11 protein-coding genes are annotated in these 16,890 nt (G+C 69.4%); 5 read left to right on the top strand and 6 right to left on the bottom strand.

Going from position 1 to position 16,890, the window contains the following annotated elements; genetic code table 11:
- The first annotated feature begins 82 nt into the window (after positions 1-82).
- Entirely contained in the window at positions 83-1,027 is a 945-nt protein-coding gene (locus MMF94_RS36200) for a TIGR03564 family F420-dependent LLM class oxidoreductase (protein WP_277398902.1), read from the top strand.
- A 98-nt stretch (positions 1,028-1,125) separates the two neighbouring features.
- Here MMF94_RS36200 and MMF94_RS36195 read toward each other — a convergent pair whose 3' ends face one another.
- From MMF94_RS36195 to MMF94_RS36185, 3 genes are read right to left on the bottom strand one after another with little or no spacing between them, the layout of a single operon-like run.
- The gene (locus MMF94_RS36195; protein WP_241041980.1) at positions 1,126-2,154 is read right to left on the bottom strand and encodes a zinc-dependent alcohol dehydrogenase family protein; all 1,029 of its coding nucleotides are present in this window, start codon (positions 2,152-2,154) and stop codon (positions 1,126-1,128) included.
- Positions 2,155-2,156: 2 nt separating this feature from the next.
- Positions 2,157-2,588: a GlcG/HbpS family heme-binding protein gene (locus MMF94_RS36190; protein WP_241041979.1), complete on the bottom strand. Its 432-nt coding sequence runs from the start codon at positions 2,586-2,588 to the stop codon at positions 2,157-2,159.
- Positions 2,589-2,628: 40 nt separating this feature from the next.
- A complete protein-coding gene (locus MMF94_RS36185) occupies positions 2,629-3,597 on the bottom strand; it encodes an NADPH:quinone reductase (protein WP_241041978.1) in 969 nt (322 codons plus the stop codon).
- Between the two features lie 241 nt (positions 3,598-3,838).
- Between MMF94_RS36185 and MMF94_RS36180 the strand changes: the two genes are divergently transcribed.
- Both MMF94_RS36180 and MMF94_RS36175 read left to right on the top strand, forming a co-directional pair.
- Positions 3,839-5,485 carry a helix-turn-helix domain-containing protein gene (locus tag MMF94_RS36180; protein WP_241041977.1) on the top strand — a complete coding sequence of 549 codons (1,647 nt, stop codon included), beginning with the start codon at positions 3,839-3,841 and terminating at the stop codon, positions 5,483-5,485.
- A 55-nt stretch (positions 5,486-5,540) separates the two neighbouring features.
- Positions 5,541-6,773 (top strand): LVIVD repeat-containing protein, encoded by a 1,233-nt coding sequence (locus MMF94_RS36175; protein ID WP_241041976.1) that lies wholly within the window; start codon positions 5,541-5,543, stop codon positions 6,771-6,773.
- A gap of 4 nt (positions 6,774-6,777) precedes the next feature.
- Here the strand turns inward: MMF94_RS36175 and MMF94_RS36170 are convergent, their stop codons facing one another.
- Entirely contained in the window at positions 6,778-9,477 is a 2,700-nt protein-coding gene (locus tag MMF94_RS36170; protein ID WP_241041975.1) for a helix-turn-helix transcriptional regulator, read from the bottom strand.
- Between the two features lies 1 nt (position 9,478).
- A complete protein-coding gene (locus tag MMF94_RS36165) occupies positions 9,479-12,265 on the bottom strand; it encodes an AAA family ATPase (protein WP_241041974.1) in 2,787 nt (928 codons plus the stop codon).
- Positions 12,266-12,542: 277 nt separating this feature from the next.
- Here MMF94_RS36165 and MMF94_RS36160 point away from each other — a divergent pair, with 277 nt between their 5' ends.
- Together MMF94_RS36160 and MMF94_RS36155 are read left to right on the top strand one after the other, a co-directional pair.
- Positions 12,543-14,255 carry an FUSC family protein gene (locus MMF94_RS36160; RefSeq protein WP_241041973.1) on the top strand — a complete coding sequence of 571 codons (1,713 nt, stop codon included), beginning with the start codon at positions 12,543-12,545 and terminating at the stop codon, positions 14,253-14,255.
- A 252-nt stretch (positions 14,256-14,507) separates the two neighbouring features.
- Positions 14,508-15,605 carry a major royal jelly family protein gene (locus MMF94_RS36155; protein ID WP_241041972.1) on the top strand — a complete coding sequence of 366 codons (1,098 nt, stop codon included), beginning with the start codon at positions 14,508-14,510 and terminating at the stop codon, positions 15,603-15,605.
- A gap of 40 nt (positions 15,606-15,645) precedes the next feature.
- Here the strand turns inward: MMF94_RS36155 and MMF94_RS36150 are convergent, their stop codons facing one another.
- The gene (locus tag MMF94_RS36150) at positions 15,646-16,830 is read right to left on the bottom strand and encodes an acyl-CoA dehydrogenase family protein (RefSeq protein WP_241041971.1); all 1,185 of its coding nucleotides are present in this window, start codon (positions 16,828-16,830) and stop codon (positions 15,646-15,648) included.
- Positions 16,831-16,890 lie beyond the last annotated feature (60 nt).

The raw sequence follows: 16,890 nt of genomic DNA, 5'->3' as shown, positions 1-16,890 counted from the left end.
CGTAGCGGCACAAGGCCGCCGAGCTAGCCGCTCCTCCGCCGACTCCGAAATCCAGCACCGCAAAGACCCTTGGAAGGGATCTATGAAGATCGGATTGGCGAGTTATGGAGCCGGCCCGCTACCAGAACTGATGGCAGAGATCGAGCGTGCGGCCGGATCCGGCTTCTCCAGTTTCTGGCTCGGCGAACACGGTGGGTGGGACCCGTTGACGGTGTTCGCCGCGGTGGGCGATCGCGCACCGGGGATCCAACTCGGCACGTCCGTCATGGCGACGTACCCGAGGCATCCACTCGCCCTCGCCGCTCAGGCCCTGACAACCCACGCCGCCACCGGTGGACGGCTGACTCTGGGCATCGGCCCGAGTCACCGACCCACAGTCGAAGGGAGATACGGGCTGACGTGGCAGCCCCCGGTCGAACACACGAGAGAGGTCCTCGAGGTCGTCGGACCGGTCCTGCGCGGAGAGGACGTCCAGGTCCACGGCAAGTCGATCACGGCCTTCGGTGGGGTGGCCGCGCCGGGAACGACAGCTCCATCCGTCCTGCTGGGCGCGCACGGTCCACGGATGCTCCGCCTCGCCGCCGAGCTCACCGACGGCGTCCTCACGCAATGGGCGACGCCCCGGTTCCTCGACGAGTCCCTGGTGCCTGCCGTCGTCTCGGGGGCTGCAGTCGGGGCTCAACCTCGCATCGTCGTGGGGCTGCTCGTCTCCGTGACCTCCGATATGGACGCGACACGCCGGCGTGTCGGCGAGGAATTCGGAGCTGCCGCAACCGTTCCCACGCTTCGTGCGATGCTCGACCGGCAAGGATCCGGAGGAGCGGAAGACACCCTTGTGGCCGGTGACGAATCGGCTGTGGAAGCGGAGATGCGCCGTTTCGCCGATGCCGGCGCAACCGAGCTGGTCATGCTCCCGGTGGGCTCGCCCGAGGACCAGGCCAGGACGGTTGGGCTGCTGGCGGATGTCGCTGCGCGCAGTTCCGGCGCCTGGGCTGTCTCTGCCGGCAGCGGCCGCGCCTCGTCCTGAAGCGCAGCGGCCAGGAGATCCCGCCTTCGGCCTGGCAGGGCACGAGGCAGCGGCGTTCTCCCGCTGGTACCGGGGATGGACCGATATCGACTGAGCATTCACTCGATGGCCCGATCGCCGATGTCGACGACGACCTTTCCCGATCCTGTGCCTGTCGCGACCACCTCGTGGGCTTCGTCGACCGTTTCCAAGGTGAAGCGGTGGGGGTCGAGGCGTGGCGCGAGCACTCCGGCGTCTGCGAGGGCAGTTGCCTCACGCAGGATCTCGCCGTGGTGGTCTCGCCCGTGTCCGGTCAGCATCGGCGCCAACGTGAACACCCCTGAGTAGGTCGCGTTGCGGAACGACAGGGGCGCGAGGTTGTGCGTGCCCCAGCCGAGTGCGCTCACCACGTGGCCGGTGTAGGCGCGGGCCGCGGCGAAGGACGCATCGAGCACGGCACCGCCGACGGTGTCGAAGACGACATCGAACCCCTCGCCGTCCGTGTGCTCGGCGACGTAGCTCTCGACGGGTGTTGTGTAGTCGATCGTGGTGGCGCCGAGGCGTTTGATGGTGTCGAGACTGCGGGCCGACCCGGTCGCGAAGACCTCGGCGCCGCGCGCCTGGGCGATCTGAACGGCCACATGCCCGACACCTCCGGCGCCGCCGTGCACCAGCACTCTCTGCCGGGGGCGCACCTGGGCCCGGTCGACGAGGGCCTCGCATGCGGTGATCACGACCAGTGGTAACGCCGCGGCCTCGCGAAGGCTGAGACACTGCGGTGCGGGGGCGAGCAGCCGGGCGTCCACGGCCGCGAACTCGGCGAGCGAGCCTTGTAGATCACCCACCCCACCCGTGAGGCCGTAGACGCGGTCGCCTCGGTCGAAGCCGGTGACGGCCGCGCCGACGTCCTCGACCACGCCGGCGAGGTCCAGCCCGAGCACCGCGGGGAGCTGGATTCGGGCATGTGCAGCCTCTCCTGCCCGAATCTTGGTGTCCAGCGGGTTGACACCGCTGGCCACGATCTCGACAAGCACCTGGTCCGCGGCGGGGACGGGGATGGGGATCTCGGTGACGGCGGGCGCTTCGCCGAACCGTTCCAGCACTGCAGCACGCATCCGGCGCTCGCCTCTCTCGAACTTGCGGTCCACGATCAGAGAGCGCTCGCCGCGCTGATCGCGACCTCGTGGTCCTGTTGCGGAGAACCACCTCCGGCGCCGACGGCGCCGATCACCACGCCCGCGCTGTCGGCCACCGGGACGGCACCTGCGACGAACGCCAGCGGGAGGACGGTGGAGGTCGGGATGGTGTAGAGCGGAGCGCCGGGCTGGACGGCGCTCGCGAGGTCGGCGGTGGCCGCACCGAAGTACACCGACGTGCGCGCCTTCGACAGCGAGGTGTCGATCGATGCCAACGCGGCGCCGTCCATCCGGCTCACATGCACCACGTTTCCGCCGCCGTCCACGATCGTGACCGTGTAGGGGATGCCGATCTCTTCGGCCTTTTTCGTAGCGGCGACAGCAAGCCGGTGTGCGCTCTCCAGCGACAGAGTCACTGGAGAGATCTGGGCCATGGACGTGGTCATTCTGGTTCTCCTTCGTTGTTGTTGCGTCGGATCGGTTGATTCAGGGCGTGACGTCGATCAGAACCTTGCCCACCCAGTGGTTCTCGACTGCTTCATGTGCCTCGCGGGTCCGTCTCAGCGGGTAACGCGCGATCGGCAAACCGTGCTTGTCGCCGACCCCGAACGCGCCCGCGGCGACGGCTGCGCTCACGGCCGTGACGGCATGGTCCTTCTGCTGCGTCGAGGTCGTGTAGGTCAGAATGAACTGGAACTGCACGTTCTTGACCATGCTCGGGAACGACGGGATCGTGAGCTTTCCCTCCCGGCCCGCTGTGTAGATCGCGATCGTGCCGCCCGGTGCGAGCATCTCCACGTCGGACATGAGATTGACCGACGGTGCCACCTCGACGACGACGTCCAGGCCGTCCGTGGTCGCACGCCGCACCTCTGCAGCCACATCCCCGGTGGCATCGATCACCTCGTCGGCTCCTGCGGCCGAGGCGAGCTCCGCCTTGGCAGCGCTGGTGACCGTCGTGAGGACCCGAGCACCTGCCCATGTGGCGAGCTGGATGGCGGCGTTGCCGACGGCACCGGCGCCTCCCACTACCAGCACGACCTTGCCCGTCAGCGCTCCGGGCTCGAGTTGGGCAGGCCCCTCGGCAGCGCAGGTGAGCGCCCGGTGCGCGGTGAGCGCCGGGATGCCCAGTGCGGCCCCGACGTCGAACGGGACGCCGTCAGGAAGCGGTACGACCTGGCGCCGGGGCAGGACCACGTACTCCTGCGCGGTGCCGTTGGAGCGCATCCAGGCGGCGTCCCACACCCATACCCGGTCGCCGACCGCGAGGCCGTCGACCCCCGGACCCACGGCGTCGACGACGCCGGCCCCGTCCTGGTTGGGGATGTGCGGGCCCGCGGTGCCGTCGGTGGTACCGCGGCCGGAACGAGCACCGACGTCGGTGGGATTGACGCCCGACACCACCATCCGCACACGTACTTCTCCCGTCCCCACATCCGGAATCTCGCGCTCCACCAGGTGAAGGACGCTTGCGGGTCCCGGTTCTTCGAACATCACCGCTAGCAACTGGATCTCCTCTCGAGCGGTAGTCGGTCTGACGTGTGCTCGAGTCTCGGCGTCGGACGGCGCGCGACCATCCATCGGTCGACTGGCCATGCGAGGCGATTCCCACCCGTCGCGCACGAGCGGGCGGACTACCGTCGAAGGCGACCTCACGGACAGCCCCCGGGTTTCAGCCGAGCGGGAGGGAGAAGCCATGGCGGAGTCGGCAGAGCTCGGAGAGCTGGTGCGTGCCTTCCGCCATGCCGCCGGTATGACCCTCGAGGATCTTGCGGAGCGATCGGGTGTGAGCGTGCGGGCGATCAGCGACATGGAGCGCGGTCGCAGCAGGAACCCGCAGGCGCGCACCGTGATGGCCCTCGCCGACGCGCTTCGCCTACCCGATGACGACCGCAAGCTCCTGCTGCACGCGGCCAGGACAGGCCGGTCCCGGCCCGCACCGGCGCCGTTGTGCGAACTGCCCCCGGACATCCCGGACTTCACCGGACGCTCCGCGGAACTCGCGACGCTCACCTCGGCGCTCGTCGACCGTGACGGACGACCGGCTCCCATCGTGATCTCCGGGGCGGGTGGCCTGGGCAAGACGGCACTGGCAGTCCGCGCGGCATGCAGCACGCGTGGCGAGTTCCCGGACGGGCGGCTGTTCGTCGACCTCCGTGGGAGCGACCCCGAGCCGCTCGACCCCTACGTTGTGCAGTTCCGCCTGCTGCGCGCGCTCGGCGTCGACGCCGAGAGGATCCCCTCGCTCCACACCGACCGCACGCAGGTGTTACGGCGCGTCGTGGCTGACCGGCGCGTGCTGCTGCTGCTCGACAACGCGGCGGACGAGGCACACATCCGGCGCCTGCTGCCCGGTCCGGGCGGCAGCGCAGCGCTCATCACCAGCCGGCGGACTCTTGCCGGACTCGAACACGCACGTCGCGTCACACTCGGTCCGTTCAGTGACGCCGACGCCGACGGCATGCTGCGGGCCGTCGTCGAACACGATTCCGCCGCGAACCCAGCACCCGCACTGATCCGGTCCGTCGCCCAGCTGTGCGGCAACTACCCCCTTGCGCTGCGGATCGCGGGCAATCGCATGCTGAGCAGGCCGGGCTGGACCCTCGAGACCCTGGTCAACCGGCTCGCCGACGAGGAGAGCCGGCTCGACCACCTGTCCGCCGGGGACCTGCAGATCCGCGCTGCATTCTCCGTGTCCTACGGCCAGCTGGAACCAACCACCCGGCTCGTGTTCCGGAGGCTGGCGCTGGTGCCCGGCCCTGACACGGGAGCCGCCCTGGCCTCGGTGCTGACCGAATTGCCCGTACACGAGGTCGACCGGCGCCTCGACGACCTCATCGAGCTCGGTCTGCTCGTTTCGGCCGCCGACCAGCGCGCCGGGTTCCACGACCTGATCCGGCTGTTCGCCCGGGAGCAGCTGGTGGCCGAGGACACCCGCGAGGCCGTCGAGGCGGCCCGTCGGCAGATGGTGTCCTGGCTGCTCGCCACGGCCCGTGTTGCCGGGAGTTGGTTCCAGCCGAACCGGCAACGCAGCCCCGAGCCGTCCGACCTGGCGATGGCTTTCCCCGACCTGGCGTCGGCACAGCGCTGGCTGGAGGCCGAGAGCGAGAACTGGCTCGGCGCGCTGCGTCAGGCTCTCGGGACGGCTGACTACACCGCGGTCGTGAGCACTGTCGACGCACTCCAGGGGTTCTCCAGCAGATGGGTCAACTGGCGGCACTGGCCCGAGGTCTTCACCTTGTCCACGACAGCTGCGGAGAAGCTCGGCGACCCGTACAAGTCGGCGAAGCACGGTGAGGGTCTCGCCCAGGCCGAAGCCGCCCGGCTGACCGACGGGGCGTGATGCCGTCAGTCATTCGACGGGTGGCTCGCCTCCTGTCGCCCGCGAAAGTAGAACGGTGTCCACACCAGCCGTAGAGATCGCGAACGCGTTCACCCCACTCGGTCGAAGTGACCAGGGCGGGCGCCCGGACGCGATGCAGCTGCAATACCAGGAGGGCTACGTCTACGTCGGCCACCTGTTCTCCGGCGGATTCTCGGTCGTCGACGCTCGTAACCCACGGGACATGACCACCGTCGGTTTCCACGCCGCACCTCCCGACACCTGGAACATCCACCTGCAGGCGGCCGATGACCTACTCCTGGTGATCCACGCCAAGGACCTGTGGAAGGAGTTCTCGGCGGAGCAGAACTACTACCAGGGCTCGGTCGGGACCCGCCTCGCGGGAACACGGCGGACCTGGTCTGCCGGCGTCGCCATGTTCGACATCTCGAACCCCGCCGAGCCGCGGCAGATCTCCTTTCTCGACGTGGACGGGGTCGGGGTGCACCGTCTCTGGTACACCGGCGGGCGCTGGGCGTACGCGTCCGTTCTCGCCGAGGGATTCACCGACTACGTCTTCAGGGTCATCGACCTGAAGGACCCTGCGAAACCCCGGTGGGCGGGCGAATGGTGGCTTCCCGGGATGAACAGCGCGCGCGGTGAGAGCCCGACCTGGGACACCGGACGATGGCGCTACGCCCTGCACCACGCGATCATCGACGGGGACACGGCGTACGCGTCCTGGCGCGACGGCGGCCTGACTCTGCTGGACATCCGCGACCGCGAGGCACCCGAGCTGATCTCACACCGCAACTGGTCGCCCCCGTTCGGAGGCGGGACGCACCCGGCGGTGCCGCTGCCGGCCCGCGAACTGCTCCTCGTCGCCGATGAAGCCACCGCGGACAACCTCCAGGACGGCCTCAAGCACGTCTGGGTCTTCACCATCGCCGACCCGACGAACCCGATCAGTATCGCGACGCTGCCGACGCCGGCCGAGCAGGACTACGCCCGCAAGGGTGGCCACTTCGGGCCGCACAACCTGCACGAGAACCGCCCGGGCAGCTTCGTCTCCGACACGTTGATCTTCGCCACCTACCAGAACGCCGGGGTGCGATCTTTCGACATCTCCGACCCGTACCGGCCGAAGCCGGTCGGGGCGCTGCTTCCAGGTCCGCCGGCGAAGCTCATGGACCCGCGCCCTGGACGCCCATGCGTGATCCAGACCGCGGATGTCCACGTCCGACCCGATGGCGTGCTGTTCTGCACCGACTACAACGCCGGGCTGCTGAGCGCCCAGTACGACGGCTGACGGGTCAGACCAACGGTCGCTCCGGCGGTAGTGCCTGCCGGAGCTGGTGGCGCTGGGTGATACCGAGCCGGAGATAGACGTTGTGGAGATGGGTGCTGACGGTCCGCGGTGACAGCTGGAGCCGGTCGGCCACCTCGCGGTTCCGCAGGCCCTCTGCGGCAAGCCGGGCGATCTGGAGTTGTTGCGCCGAGAGAAAGGCGACGTCTGCCGGCTTGCCGCGGTGGTCGGGATCGCCGCCGCCGGCCCTGATCTCGACACAGGCGGATCTGGCGAACACACGCGCGCCCAGCGCGCCGAACCCCGAGAACGCCTCGGTCAGCCGGCGCCGCGCATCCAGCGGCCTGCGTTGCCTGCGCAGCCATGATCCGTAGTGCAGCCGTGCGAGCGCGAGCAAGAATGGCCACGATCCGGCCCGCGGATGGGAGATCGCATATCGGAACCGCCGCTCGGTCTCGGTGTCGTCAGCGAGAAGCGCGTAGGCCTGGGTCAACTGCAGCTGCGTCAGGATCACCGGGTGTGTCCCGTGTGCCTGACGCACGGACTCGAGGACCGGGAGAGCGACAGCGCGCGTGCCCGTGCGGGCGGCCGCCATCGCGAGCCCGATCGCGTCGGCACCATCGGGCCGCATCGTTCCCGCGTGCGCTTGCATCTCGATGGCGGCCAGGAAGTCGCGGGAGGCGGTGTCGAAATCGTCGGCGGCGAGGGCTGCATACCCGAGTGCGCGCAGCAGCCCGACGCGCGCCGTCCGGTTGCTCTCCAGGCAGAGGCCCGGCCAGCCCTCTTCGGCGAGTGAGCGCGCGGTCGGGGCGTCACCCCGAAAGGCGGCGAGGACGGCACGCAACGCCGCGAGGTGCACCCGCAGAACCGGTAGGTCCCGCGCGGCCGCGAGTTCGGCTGCGGAGTCGAGGCCCCGCTCGGCGGCATCCCAGCGCCCTGTGTCGATCAGGCCGCGGATCAGAGCCGGCCATGCCTCGGGAAAGACTGCCGTGCCCTCCCCGGGGCAGGATTCGTCGAGAACCTCCGACCGCAGCGTGATCGCGAACTCACTGTCGTCGAGCGCGTCGGCGATCGTTGCCAGGGCCAGCCGGTCCATCGCCGGTATCCCTGCCACCTGGTCGTGCTCGGGGGGAAGCAGTTTCCGGTGGTCCGGCGCGCAGGCGGGGTCGACGGTCACCGCCGCGAACGCACGCTGGAGCTCGAGATCAGCCGCGCCGAGATACGGGGTCGGGGTCGGGACGACCGGTCGGCCTGCCACGGCGTCGAGCAGGGATGTGGCAGCGTCGCGATGAACGCTCAGCCCGGATTGGGCCGCCACCACAGCACCGCAGACCGCCAGACCCAGTGCTGTGGCCTGGTCGATGAATGGATGACTGCCGGCCGTGCGAACGATGAGGGCCATGGCCTCGCGCTGGTGTCCGTCGCGCGAGAGCGCCATTGCGGCGGCGCTCGCGGCGCTGCAGCGCAGGTCCGGCTGTTCGGTGAGCCGGTCGACGTGTGCGGCGAGTTCGCGGGTCCAGTCGATGTGCCCCGCAGCCGACGCCGCAAGGGTGGCCAGCACGTAGCGACGAGCGGCGAGTTCGCTGTCCGTCGACAGCTCGGCCGCGCGCTGCGCTGCGACCGCCGCGTGCGTCATACGCCCCTCGTCGCGGGCCTTTCGGCTCTCCGCCTCGAGGATCGCGGCAGTGCGTGCGTCACAGCCGAGCGGCAGCATCGCCTGGTGCATGGCGCGTTCGAACGAGGGGTGGCGGATGGCGTCCGCGAAGTCGGCATGCACCCGCCGGCGCTCCACAGCGGGTGCCGAGTGATAGACCGCGACCGCGACCAGGGGGTCCGGAAAGACGACGTCGTCGTCGCGGAGCTCGACGAGACCGGCGGCTACGGCGGGCTCCCACACCTCGGGGTGCATCGAGGACCGGCCTGCTGCGCTCAGCACCGCGGCGAGTGGTTCCCGGCCCGTACGTCCGGCCAGGTACAGGAGGGTGTTCCGGGTGGCATCGGGGAGCGCACCGATCTGCCGCGCGTACGTCGACCGGATGCGCAGGGTCTCCGGGATCTCCCTGTCTCCGAATGCGTGGCAGAGCTCGACGATCGCGCGCGGATTCCCCTTGGCCTGGCGGAACACTTCGTAGGCGGCGAGTCCGGTGAGGCGTGAGGGCTGGCGGCGCTGCAGTCGCGCCGCGCCAGGTGCATCGAGTGGCGGCAGTCCGTAAAGCTGAAGGTCCGGCCGGATGAGGCCCGCGGCCGCCGAGGATCGGCTGGTCAACAAGAACACGATCGGCTGTGCCCGCAGCCTCTCGGTCATCCTCAGTAGCGTGTCGGCGGCAATGGGCTCGAGACGGTCCACGTCGTCCACGGCGACCAGAACGGGTTGCTTCCGCGCCGCCCGGCTCAGCCACTCCGCCACGTCAGCCGCGGACTGGTCAGGGACGTCATCGTGCATGGGGGAGCCGGACTGCTGTCCGTTGGCACCTGTCCGATACCGCTCGGCCGGACACATCGCCGGGGTCACGACGAAGTACCCCTCCGCCCGGGCTCGGTGCATCGCAGCTTGCAGGAGGACCGACCTGCCCATGCCGGGGTCGGCCGCGATCAAGCCTGCTGCTCCGGTCGACCGGTTCGGATCGATCAGGTCGAGGACCGGATCCCAGCCCGGGCAGAAGGTGCCGAGGGATTCGGTGTGATCGCTATGTGGCGACTCGATCATGTCACTCCGGAATGACGTCCGGCAGCTGGCGGCGGTTGACGACGCCGAGCTTCGGAAAGATCTGGTACAGGTGGGATCCGATCGTGCGCGGCGAGAGCAGCAATCGATCCGCGATCGCGCGATTGCTGAGCCCCTGCGCCGCGAGTCTCGCGATGAACTGCTGCTGCGCTGTCAGCAGCGCGAACCCGTCGCGAGCCCCGGCGGCCACCGACACCCCCGCGGAGCGGAGACGGGCCCGAGTGGCGGCTGCGTCCCGGTCGGCGCCGAGGCGGACGAATCCATCGTGTGCGGCGGCGAGCAGAGGACGGGCGTCGACGAACCGGCGACGGCCGCGTAACCAATGGGCGTAGTCGGCCATCGCGAGCGCATGGTCATAGGGACGCTCGATCGCAGCGTGTTCGGCCGCCGTGCGCAGAATCGACTCGGTGCCGGGATCTCCGGTGCCGGTGAGCAGCGCGGTTGCATGGTCGGCCAGCAGCTTCCGGCGTGCCGAGCCACCGGCGCCGCGCCGGACGCCGACGACGGCCCGGGCGGCCGCCTCCTGCTGGTTCGCCTTCGCCGCTGACCGGGCGAGCTCGACGACCGCCCGGTAAGACCACGTGAAGTGCACCGGCTCCCCGTCCGGTCCGAACATCGCCAGGTAGTGCGTGCAGGCGAGCGCATGGTCGCCGGCCGCGGCGAAGACACGCCCCGCCGCACGGTGGGCGAGGCAGCGGACCAAGCGACTGTCGGACTGGGGACGGCTCGACCAAGGGTCCAGGATGTGGAGAGCCTCCCGGGCAGCGGCATCGTCACCGCGCAAGGTCTGCAGGACGATCGCCTGAGCGGCGATCGCCCGGCCCAGTAACGGAAGGTCGCCGGCAGCAGCGATGTCCGCCGCTTCGGCCCGCACCGTGGCTGCCTCCTGCCACAGCCCGCACTCGGTGAGGGCATCGAGCAGCATGACGAAGCTGAACGGGTGGGCGCCCTGGGCCCTGTCCTCGCGCAGAAGGTGACGTGCACGCCGTAGGTGTCCGGCGGCGGCAGTCGGCGCGTCCGAGATCCAACTGGTGGTTCCCAACGCCAGGAGCCGCATGACCTCGCCTCGGCCGCTCGGAGGTTCGTGCAGGTCGAAGTCCTGTTCAGGGGGCCATTCGGTCGGATCGCAGATCGCCCTGCCCGAGGTGACCACAGCGGCGCGAGCCGTTTCGGGGCACAACTCGTCACCCGGTTCGGAGCGAGCCGTGAGGCTCTCGGCACGGCACGCGACGTCGGCAGCCACGTGGCGCAGCGATGGTTCGCCGCTCACCAACGCTGCCACGCCGACAGCCGCGGTCAGGGCCGTGGCCACGCCCTGATCCCGTAGGCCGCTGTCGAACAGCCGGCGGACCTGGAGAACAGCGGTGGGCGCGGGCTCGTGAAGTGGAAGGTGCTGACCGGCGCTCGCCATCGCGGCTCCGAGCACGTCCGGGTCGTCGGTCAGGTACGTGACCCGCTCGCAGAGCTGCCGGCACCACGCGTAGTGGCCGCTCAACGTGGCGAGGTGCGCGGCCCGGGCGTACCGGCGGGCGGCCTCGGAGGCTCGGTATGTGTAGTCCGCCGCGCGTTGCAGGGCACCGGCCGCCTCGACGTGCCGGCCGTGCCGGTGCGCGATGTCAGCAGCCGACTCGAGCAGGGACGCGACCTCTTCGCTGGGCTCTGCAGCGGCGTTGGCCGAGTGCCAGGCATGCCGTTCCACGTCGTGCGCCAGACAGCCGGCCAGCGCCCGGTGCGCCAGCCGCCGATCGTGCTCCGACGCTCCGAAGTAGCACGCCAGGCGAACAGCGGGATCCCGGAAACCGACGCGGTTGCCCACGACCGTGATCAAGCCCGCTACTTCGGCAGGACCGCAGTCGGCGAGGTCCGCGTCAGCCGAGGACAGCACGGCCTGCAGGCCGTCGTGCTCGTCAGCCGCCGCAGCGCAGAGCAGAACCCGGCGGGTGGCGGCCGGTAGATGGTCGATCTGACCGGCGTAGGCATGGCGGATCCGCTCCGGGACGCCCAGCCCGTACTCCCCGCGTGGAAAGCGGTCGGCGCTGACTGCGCTGTTGGCGAGCTCGATGACGGCCAACGGGTTGCCGCCGGCATGGCGAAGGAGCTCGCGCCGGTTCCATCCCGTCGGCACGCTCGACTGCAGACCGAGCAGGACCGCGGCCTCCGCGGCGGCCAGCGGGCCGACGTGCCATACGGGCAGGTCCGCGTCGAGGTGGTCGGGCGGCAGGACGCCGCGGGCCGCGAACAGCAGGAGTACACGCTCATTGCTCAGCCTGCGGCTGAGGTGGGTCAGCACTGCGAGGGCCTGATGGTCCGCGTCCTGTGCGTCATCGATGACGACAGCCACGGGCCGCTCCCGTGCCGCTACCCGAACCAGCGCCAGCAGTGCCCGGCGCAGCGCCATCGGCTCGGACACGGAGTCGCCGGTGCCCGCGTCGGCCATGAGCTCCTGCAGCGGCCTGCGCAGGGACCACGGTAGCCGCGTCGCGACGTGCGCCAACGGCGCGACGAGCCGGCCCAGCAGCCCGCAGCCCGCGGTTGATCTCCCTGGTTCGGGAATGATGAGGAAACCCTGCTGCCGTGCTAGGGCGACGCCAACGAGCAGCAGGCTCGTCTTGCCGATACCCGCCTCGCCGAGGAGCAGCAGCCTCGCCGAACCGGTGGCCGCGTCGTCGACGGTCCGCGCAAGGAGATCGCGTTCGGCGGACCGGCCGACCAGGTCAGGTACCGGACCGTGTGCTGTTCCCGCCCGCGTACGGCCTTCTCCGACGAGCATCGTCCTCCGATCGTTGAATACGTCGGCCTCCGAGGTAACCCGGCCGGTTCTGCGCTCGCCATGCAGAACACAGGCAATAGTCGGAAGGCAGTCATATGACTTACGGGTCGGATCGGACTCCGGCGGCATAGTTCGTACACGCGGTCAAGCCCTCTGTGATCCCGACTCGGCCAGTCGTTCTGTGGATGGCTGCTCCTCACGCCCCGGGCACCCTCGCGTGCACAGCGCAACGGGAATGTGCCGAAGTGATCCGGGAGGGTCCGTCGACGTGGTGACCATGAATGTCGCGACCCTGCGCGGACTGCTCCCGGATTGGTTCATCAGGACCATTGCCTTCGGTTCGGCGCCGGCGCCCTGGCGTGACTCGGTGCGGTCGGCGGTCACGGTTCCTGCGGTGGCGGGAGTCGGGTATGCGATCGGTGGGCCGGGGACCGCGCTGATCTCGTCGTTGTCGGCGCTGCTCGTCGTCCTGAGCGAACGCAGCGGAACGACCGGACAACGGACGCTGCGCTCTGCATGTGCCCTGGCCGGCGGCACGCTCGCCATGGTCTTCGGCCCCGCCACCGGTGGCACCGGGTTCGCCCCACTGCTCGTCGTGCTCACGTTCGGGCTCGTCTCCGGCCTGCTGAGCGCACTGGGCTCGGGGCTGTCGTTCGCAGGGATGCAGCTCCTGGTCCAGATGGCGGTGGCAGGAGGCGTGCAGATCGACATCTCCACAACCACAAGGGTGACCGCCTACGTCCTGGGCGGCCTCACCGCGATCTCGGGGATGTGGCTGCAGAGCGCTCTCGAACGCACCGACCGCCTGTACGCGACCGCGCTCTCGCAGGCCGTCAGGGCGCTGGGCGCATACGCGAACTCACCCGCGGGTGGGGACGCGAGCGAGTTGCGCCGTGCCATGGAGACCACGCTCGCCGCCGCCGCCCAGCTGATCTTGACCGCACGGCCCATCAGGAGAGCGCGCCGGGCGAAACTCGCGCTCTACCGCAGCGTGCTCGCCCGGGTGAGCGTGCTCGTGACGGTTGTCCGGTCCAGGTCTGTGGACGCGCGCACGGCCGAGGCGCTGCGCGCATACGCCGAAGAGATTGCCGCGATCACGCCGTCCACCCGGGTAGAGCCGCACCTGACGGCCCCGGTCGCAGCGCTCCTGCCGGCAACCTCACTGGAGCCGCCGCGTCCTGTCCCGGTGCGACGCATCGTCTCTGCGCAGCTGGGGCACCGCCGATCCTGGCAGTTCGTCGCCCGGCTGCTCCTGTGCCTCCTCGTCGCAGAGTTCCTCCGGCAGATCACTCCGTTCGGCCACTCCTACTGGATCGTCCTGACCGTTGCGCTCTGCCTCAAACCCGACTTCGCGTCGGTGTTCTCCCGCACGCTGCAACGTGGCATCGGCACCGGGCTGGGAGTGGTCATCGGCTGGGGCGCGACCTTCTTCGCCGCTGGATACTCGGTCCTGCCTATCCTGGCTGTGCTGTGCGCGGCGATCCCATGGGCAGTGCGGCGGAACTACTGGGCGTTCTCGGTGATCATCACGCCGCTCGTCCTCCTGCTCCTCGACTACGGCGGCACCGTCGCTCCGGATGTGTTGCTACAGCGCCTCGTGAACACCGCAACGGGCTGTACGGTCGTCCTCGTCGTCGGATACGCCCTCGTGCCGGGGACGTGGTGGCCTCCGGTCGACCGGGAACGCGAACGGGTGGAGGCCGACCTCGCACGAGTCACAACCACCCAGCCGATCGCTTCCCTCGTCGATCGGTCGCTCCAACGTGCAGCGATCGCCTCCACACTGCAAGCCATGCGGGACCGTGCCGCACAGGCGAACAGCGAGCCGAGACCGATCAGGGTGCGCGCGCTGCGGTGGGCACGAGTCGCGACCTGCCTCGAGGACCGCCTCATGTCCGCGTCCGAACCCCTCACGGGCGGGACCACCCCGCACTGCAGTGCGCCCGTCGCGGAATGCCTGCCCCGACCGGGCGATGGGCTGGAGGCGTAGCGTTTCCGCGCGAGATCTGAGCACAGGCTGTATCCGTGTGTTTCCATCATTTCTTGCTCGTGCCCGCGGATCATTCGGCTGTGGTACGTGGGCTGTGTCCGTCGTGGGTCGCGGTGCTCGGCGCCAGTCATCCGTACGATGGCCGGTCGCGGTTTCAGGGGCAGCCTGGTCGAGGTAATACCCTGACCATCAATGCCGCCCGGCGAATCCTGCGGTAGCCGACTCGCACATCCATACATCAAAAGGAGATCCATGTCCTCCGACTCTGCTTCAGCTACTTCCGGCGCGACCCCATTGGGTAGCTGGGTCGCTCCTGACTACGAGGTCGTCGCAGAAATCGACGATCTGATGCCGACCGGCGTGACCGTCACGGACGACGGGCGCGTTTTCGTCTCCTTTCCGCGGTGGGGCGACGACGTGCCTTGCACCGTCGCCGAGGTCGTGGACGGCAAAGTGGTGCCCTATCCCAGCCGTGAGCTCAACGAATGGAGCGAGGAGAGGAACGCGGACCAGCTGGTCTCGGTGCAGAGCGTGATCACCGACCCGGCCGGCCATGTGTGGTTGCTCGACACGGGAAGTCTCGCGTTCGCGCCCTGGCTGGAGAACGGTCCGAAGCTGGTCGAGGTCGACCCCGCGACCGACCAGGTGGTCCGCGTCGTTCGACTGGACCCGGCCGCGGTCACTCCCACGACGTACCTCAACGACGTGCGTTTCGACTTCTCGCGCGGCACCGGCGGATACGCCTACCTCACCGATTCCCAACCGGAAGGCGCGTTGGTCGTGGTCGACCTCGGTTCGGGGGAGAGCTGGGGACGCCTGCGGGGGCACGTGACCACCTCGGCGACCGAGGGGTTCCGAGCGGTCGTGCAGGGTGTCGTCCGGGAGAACTACCGGGTTGGAGCCGATGGCATCGCGATCAGCGCGGACGGCAGTCTCCTCTACTACTGCCCGCTGTCCAGCAGGCGTCTCTACAGCGTCGAGACTGGCGCTCTCATCGACCGCTCGCTCACCGACGAGCAGGTGGCCGCGACCATCCAGGACCTGGGCGACAAGGGTGCGTCGGACGGGTTGGAGTCCGACACCGACGGGGCTGTGTACGCCACTGCCTACGAGCACAGTGCGGTACTCAAACGCGACGCCGACGGCACATGGTCGACGTTGCTCCACGGTCCGGACCTGTTGTGGCCGGACACCCTCGCCCTCGCCGGCGACGGCTTCCTCTACGTGAGCGTGAACCAGCTCCCGCGGACCCCGCTTTTCAATGCCGGGGTGGACACGCGGGTGCCGCCCTACCAGATCATTCGAGTGTACGTCGGCGCCGGCCCGGTCCGGCTGACCGGCGTTGCCTGAGAGGACCCCGGTGTCAAGACTCCGAGCGGCGAGGGCCCTGTCAGAAGATGGAGGTGTTGTAGGTGTCCACGCCCAGGAGTGAACGGCCGTAGAGCTCGTCGGACGTGGTGGGGTCGATGAGCGCGTGCTGGATCAGCGTGTTCACGTCACGCCAGTAGCGCTGGATCGGTACCGCGTTCTGCACCGCTGATGCACCGCTGGTCCGGTATAGGGTGTTGACGCAGCTCTGGGCGTGCTTGGCACACCACCCGAGATAGGCCTTGGTGAGGATCCGGTCCGCGGGGGATGGGGTCCTGCCGGTGTTCTTCTCCATGCTCCGGATCGCCTCGATCGCGAACAGTTCGGCGCATCGCAGGTCGCGAGCCGCGTCTGCCAGCGCCAGCTGGGTACTCGGGGCCTCGGCCCGGCTCGTGTAGATCGTGCCGGTTATCCCGCGGCTCCCGATCCGTTCGCGCCATACGTCCATCGCGCCGCGAGCGATACCGACGAACGCAGGCGTGGACAGCGCGAGGAACAGCTGGACCGCGGGATACCGGAAGTAGTCATTGGCCGCGTAGCGACCCTGATGCGGATACCGGCCGCCGGCGAGTGCTGCGATCGGGACGACCCGGCGGTCGGGGACGAAGACGTCGTCGGCGGACACGCTGTTGGTGGCGGTGCCTGCCATCCCGGCGGCGTCCCAGTCGTCGCCGATCTCCAGAACGTCCGTGGGCACCACGCACACGACGGGCTCCGAGGTGTCGCCGTCCGGACAGATCGCGGCGATTCCTGCCCACTGGGAGTGGCGCCCGCCCGTGTTCCATCCCCATCTTCCGGTCACCCGTACGCCCCCGTCGACCGGAACGGCCGTTCCCGTGGTGGCGACGAGCGCCGATATACGCAGGTCCGGGGTTGAGTAGATCTCGTCGGCGGCCTCGTCGCTCAGCATCGCCGGCCAGGGCGCCGCAGCGCAGAAGATCGAAGCGATCCATCCGGTGGATGGGCATCCACGCGCGATCTCCGAGAGCACGTCGCTCACCAGAGCGAACGGCGCCTCGTAGCCCCCGCGATCTCTCGGCATCGTCAACCGGAACACACCGGCGTCCACGAGTGCCGTCAGGTTCTCGGGCAGCATGTGGCGCGCCTGTTCGGTGGCACGCGCCCGTTCCCGGAGGACAGGTACCAAGGCGATGACCCGGCCGAGCACGTCGTCGGCGTTGCCCGTCACGACAAGGGCGTCGCTCATCGAACTCCATTCAACCGATGCGGTGCGTCCGTTTCGTGCCGGCGGATACCGCGCCGTGAG

It is taken from the genome of Pseudonocardia alaniniphila, assembly GCF_022524485.1.
Taxonomy (GTDB): Bacteria; Actinomycetota; Actinomycetes; order Mycobacteriales; family Pseudonocardiaceae; genus Pseudonocardia; species Pseudonocardia alaniniphila.
The sequence above is the reverse complement of the archived record's forward strand: the minus strand, read 5'-3'. Positions and strand labels throughout refer to the sequence as shown.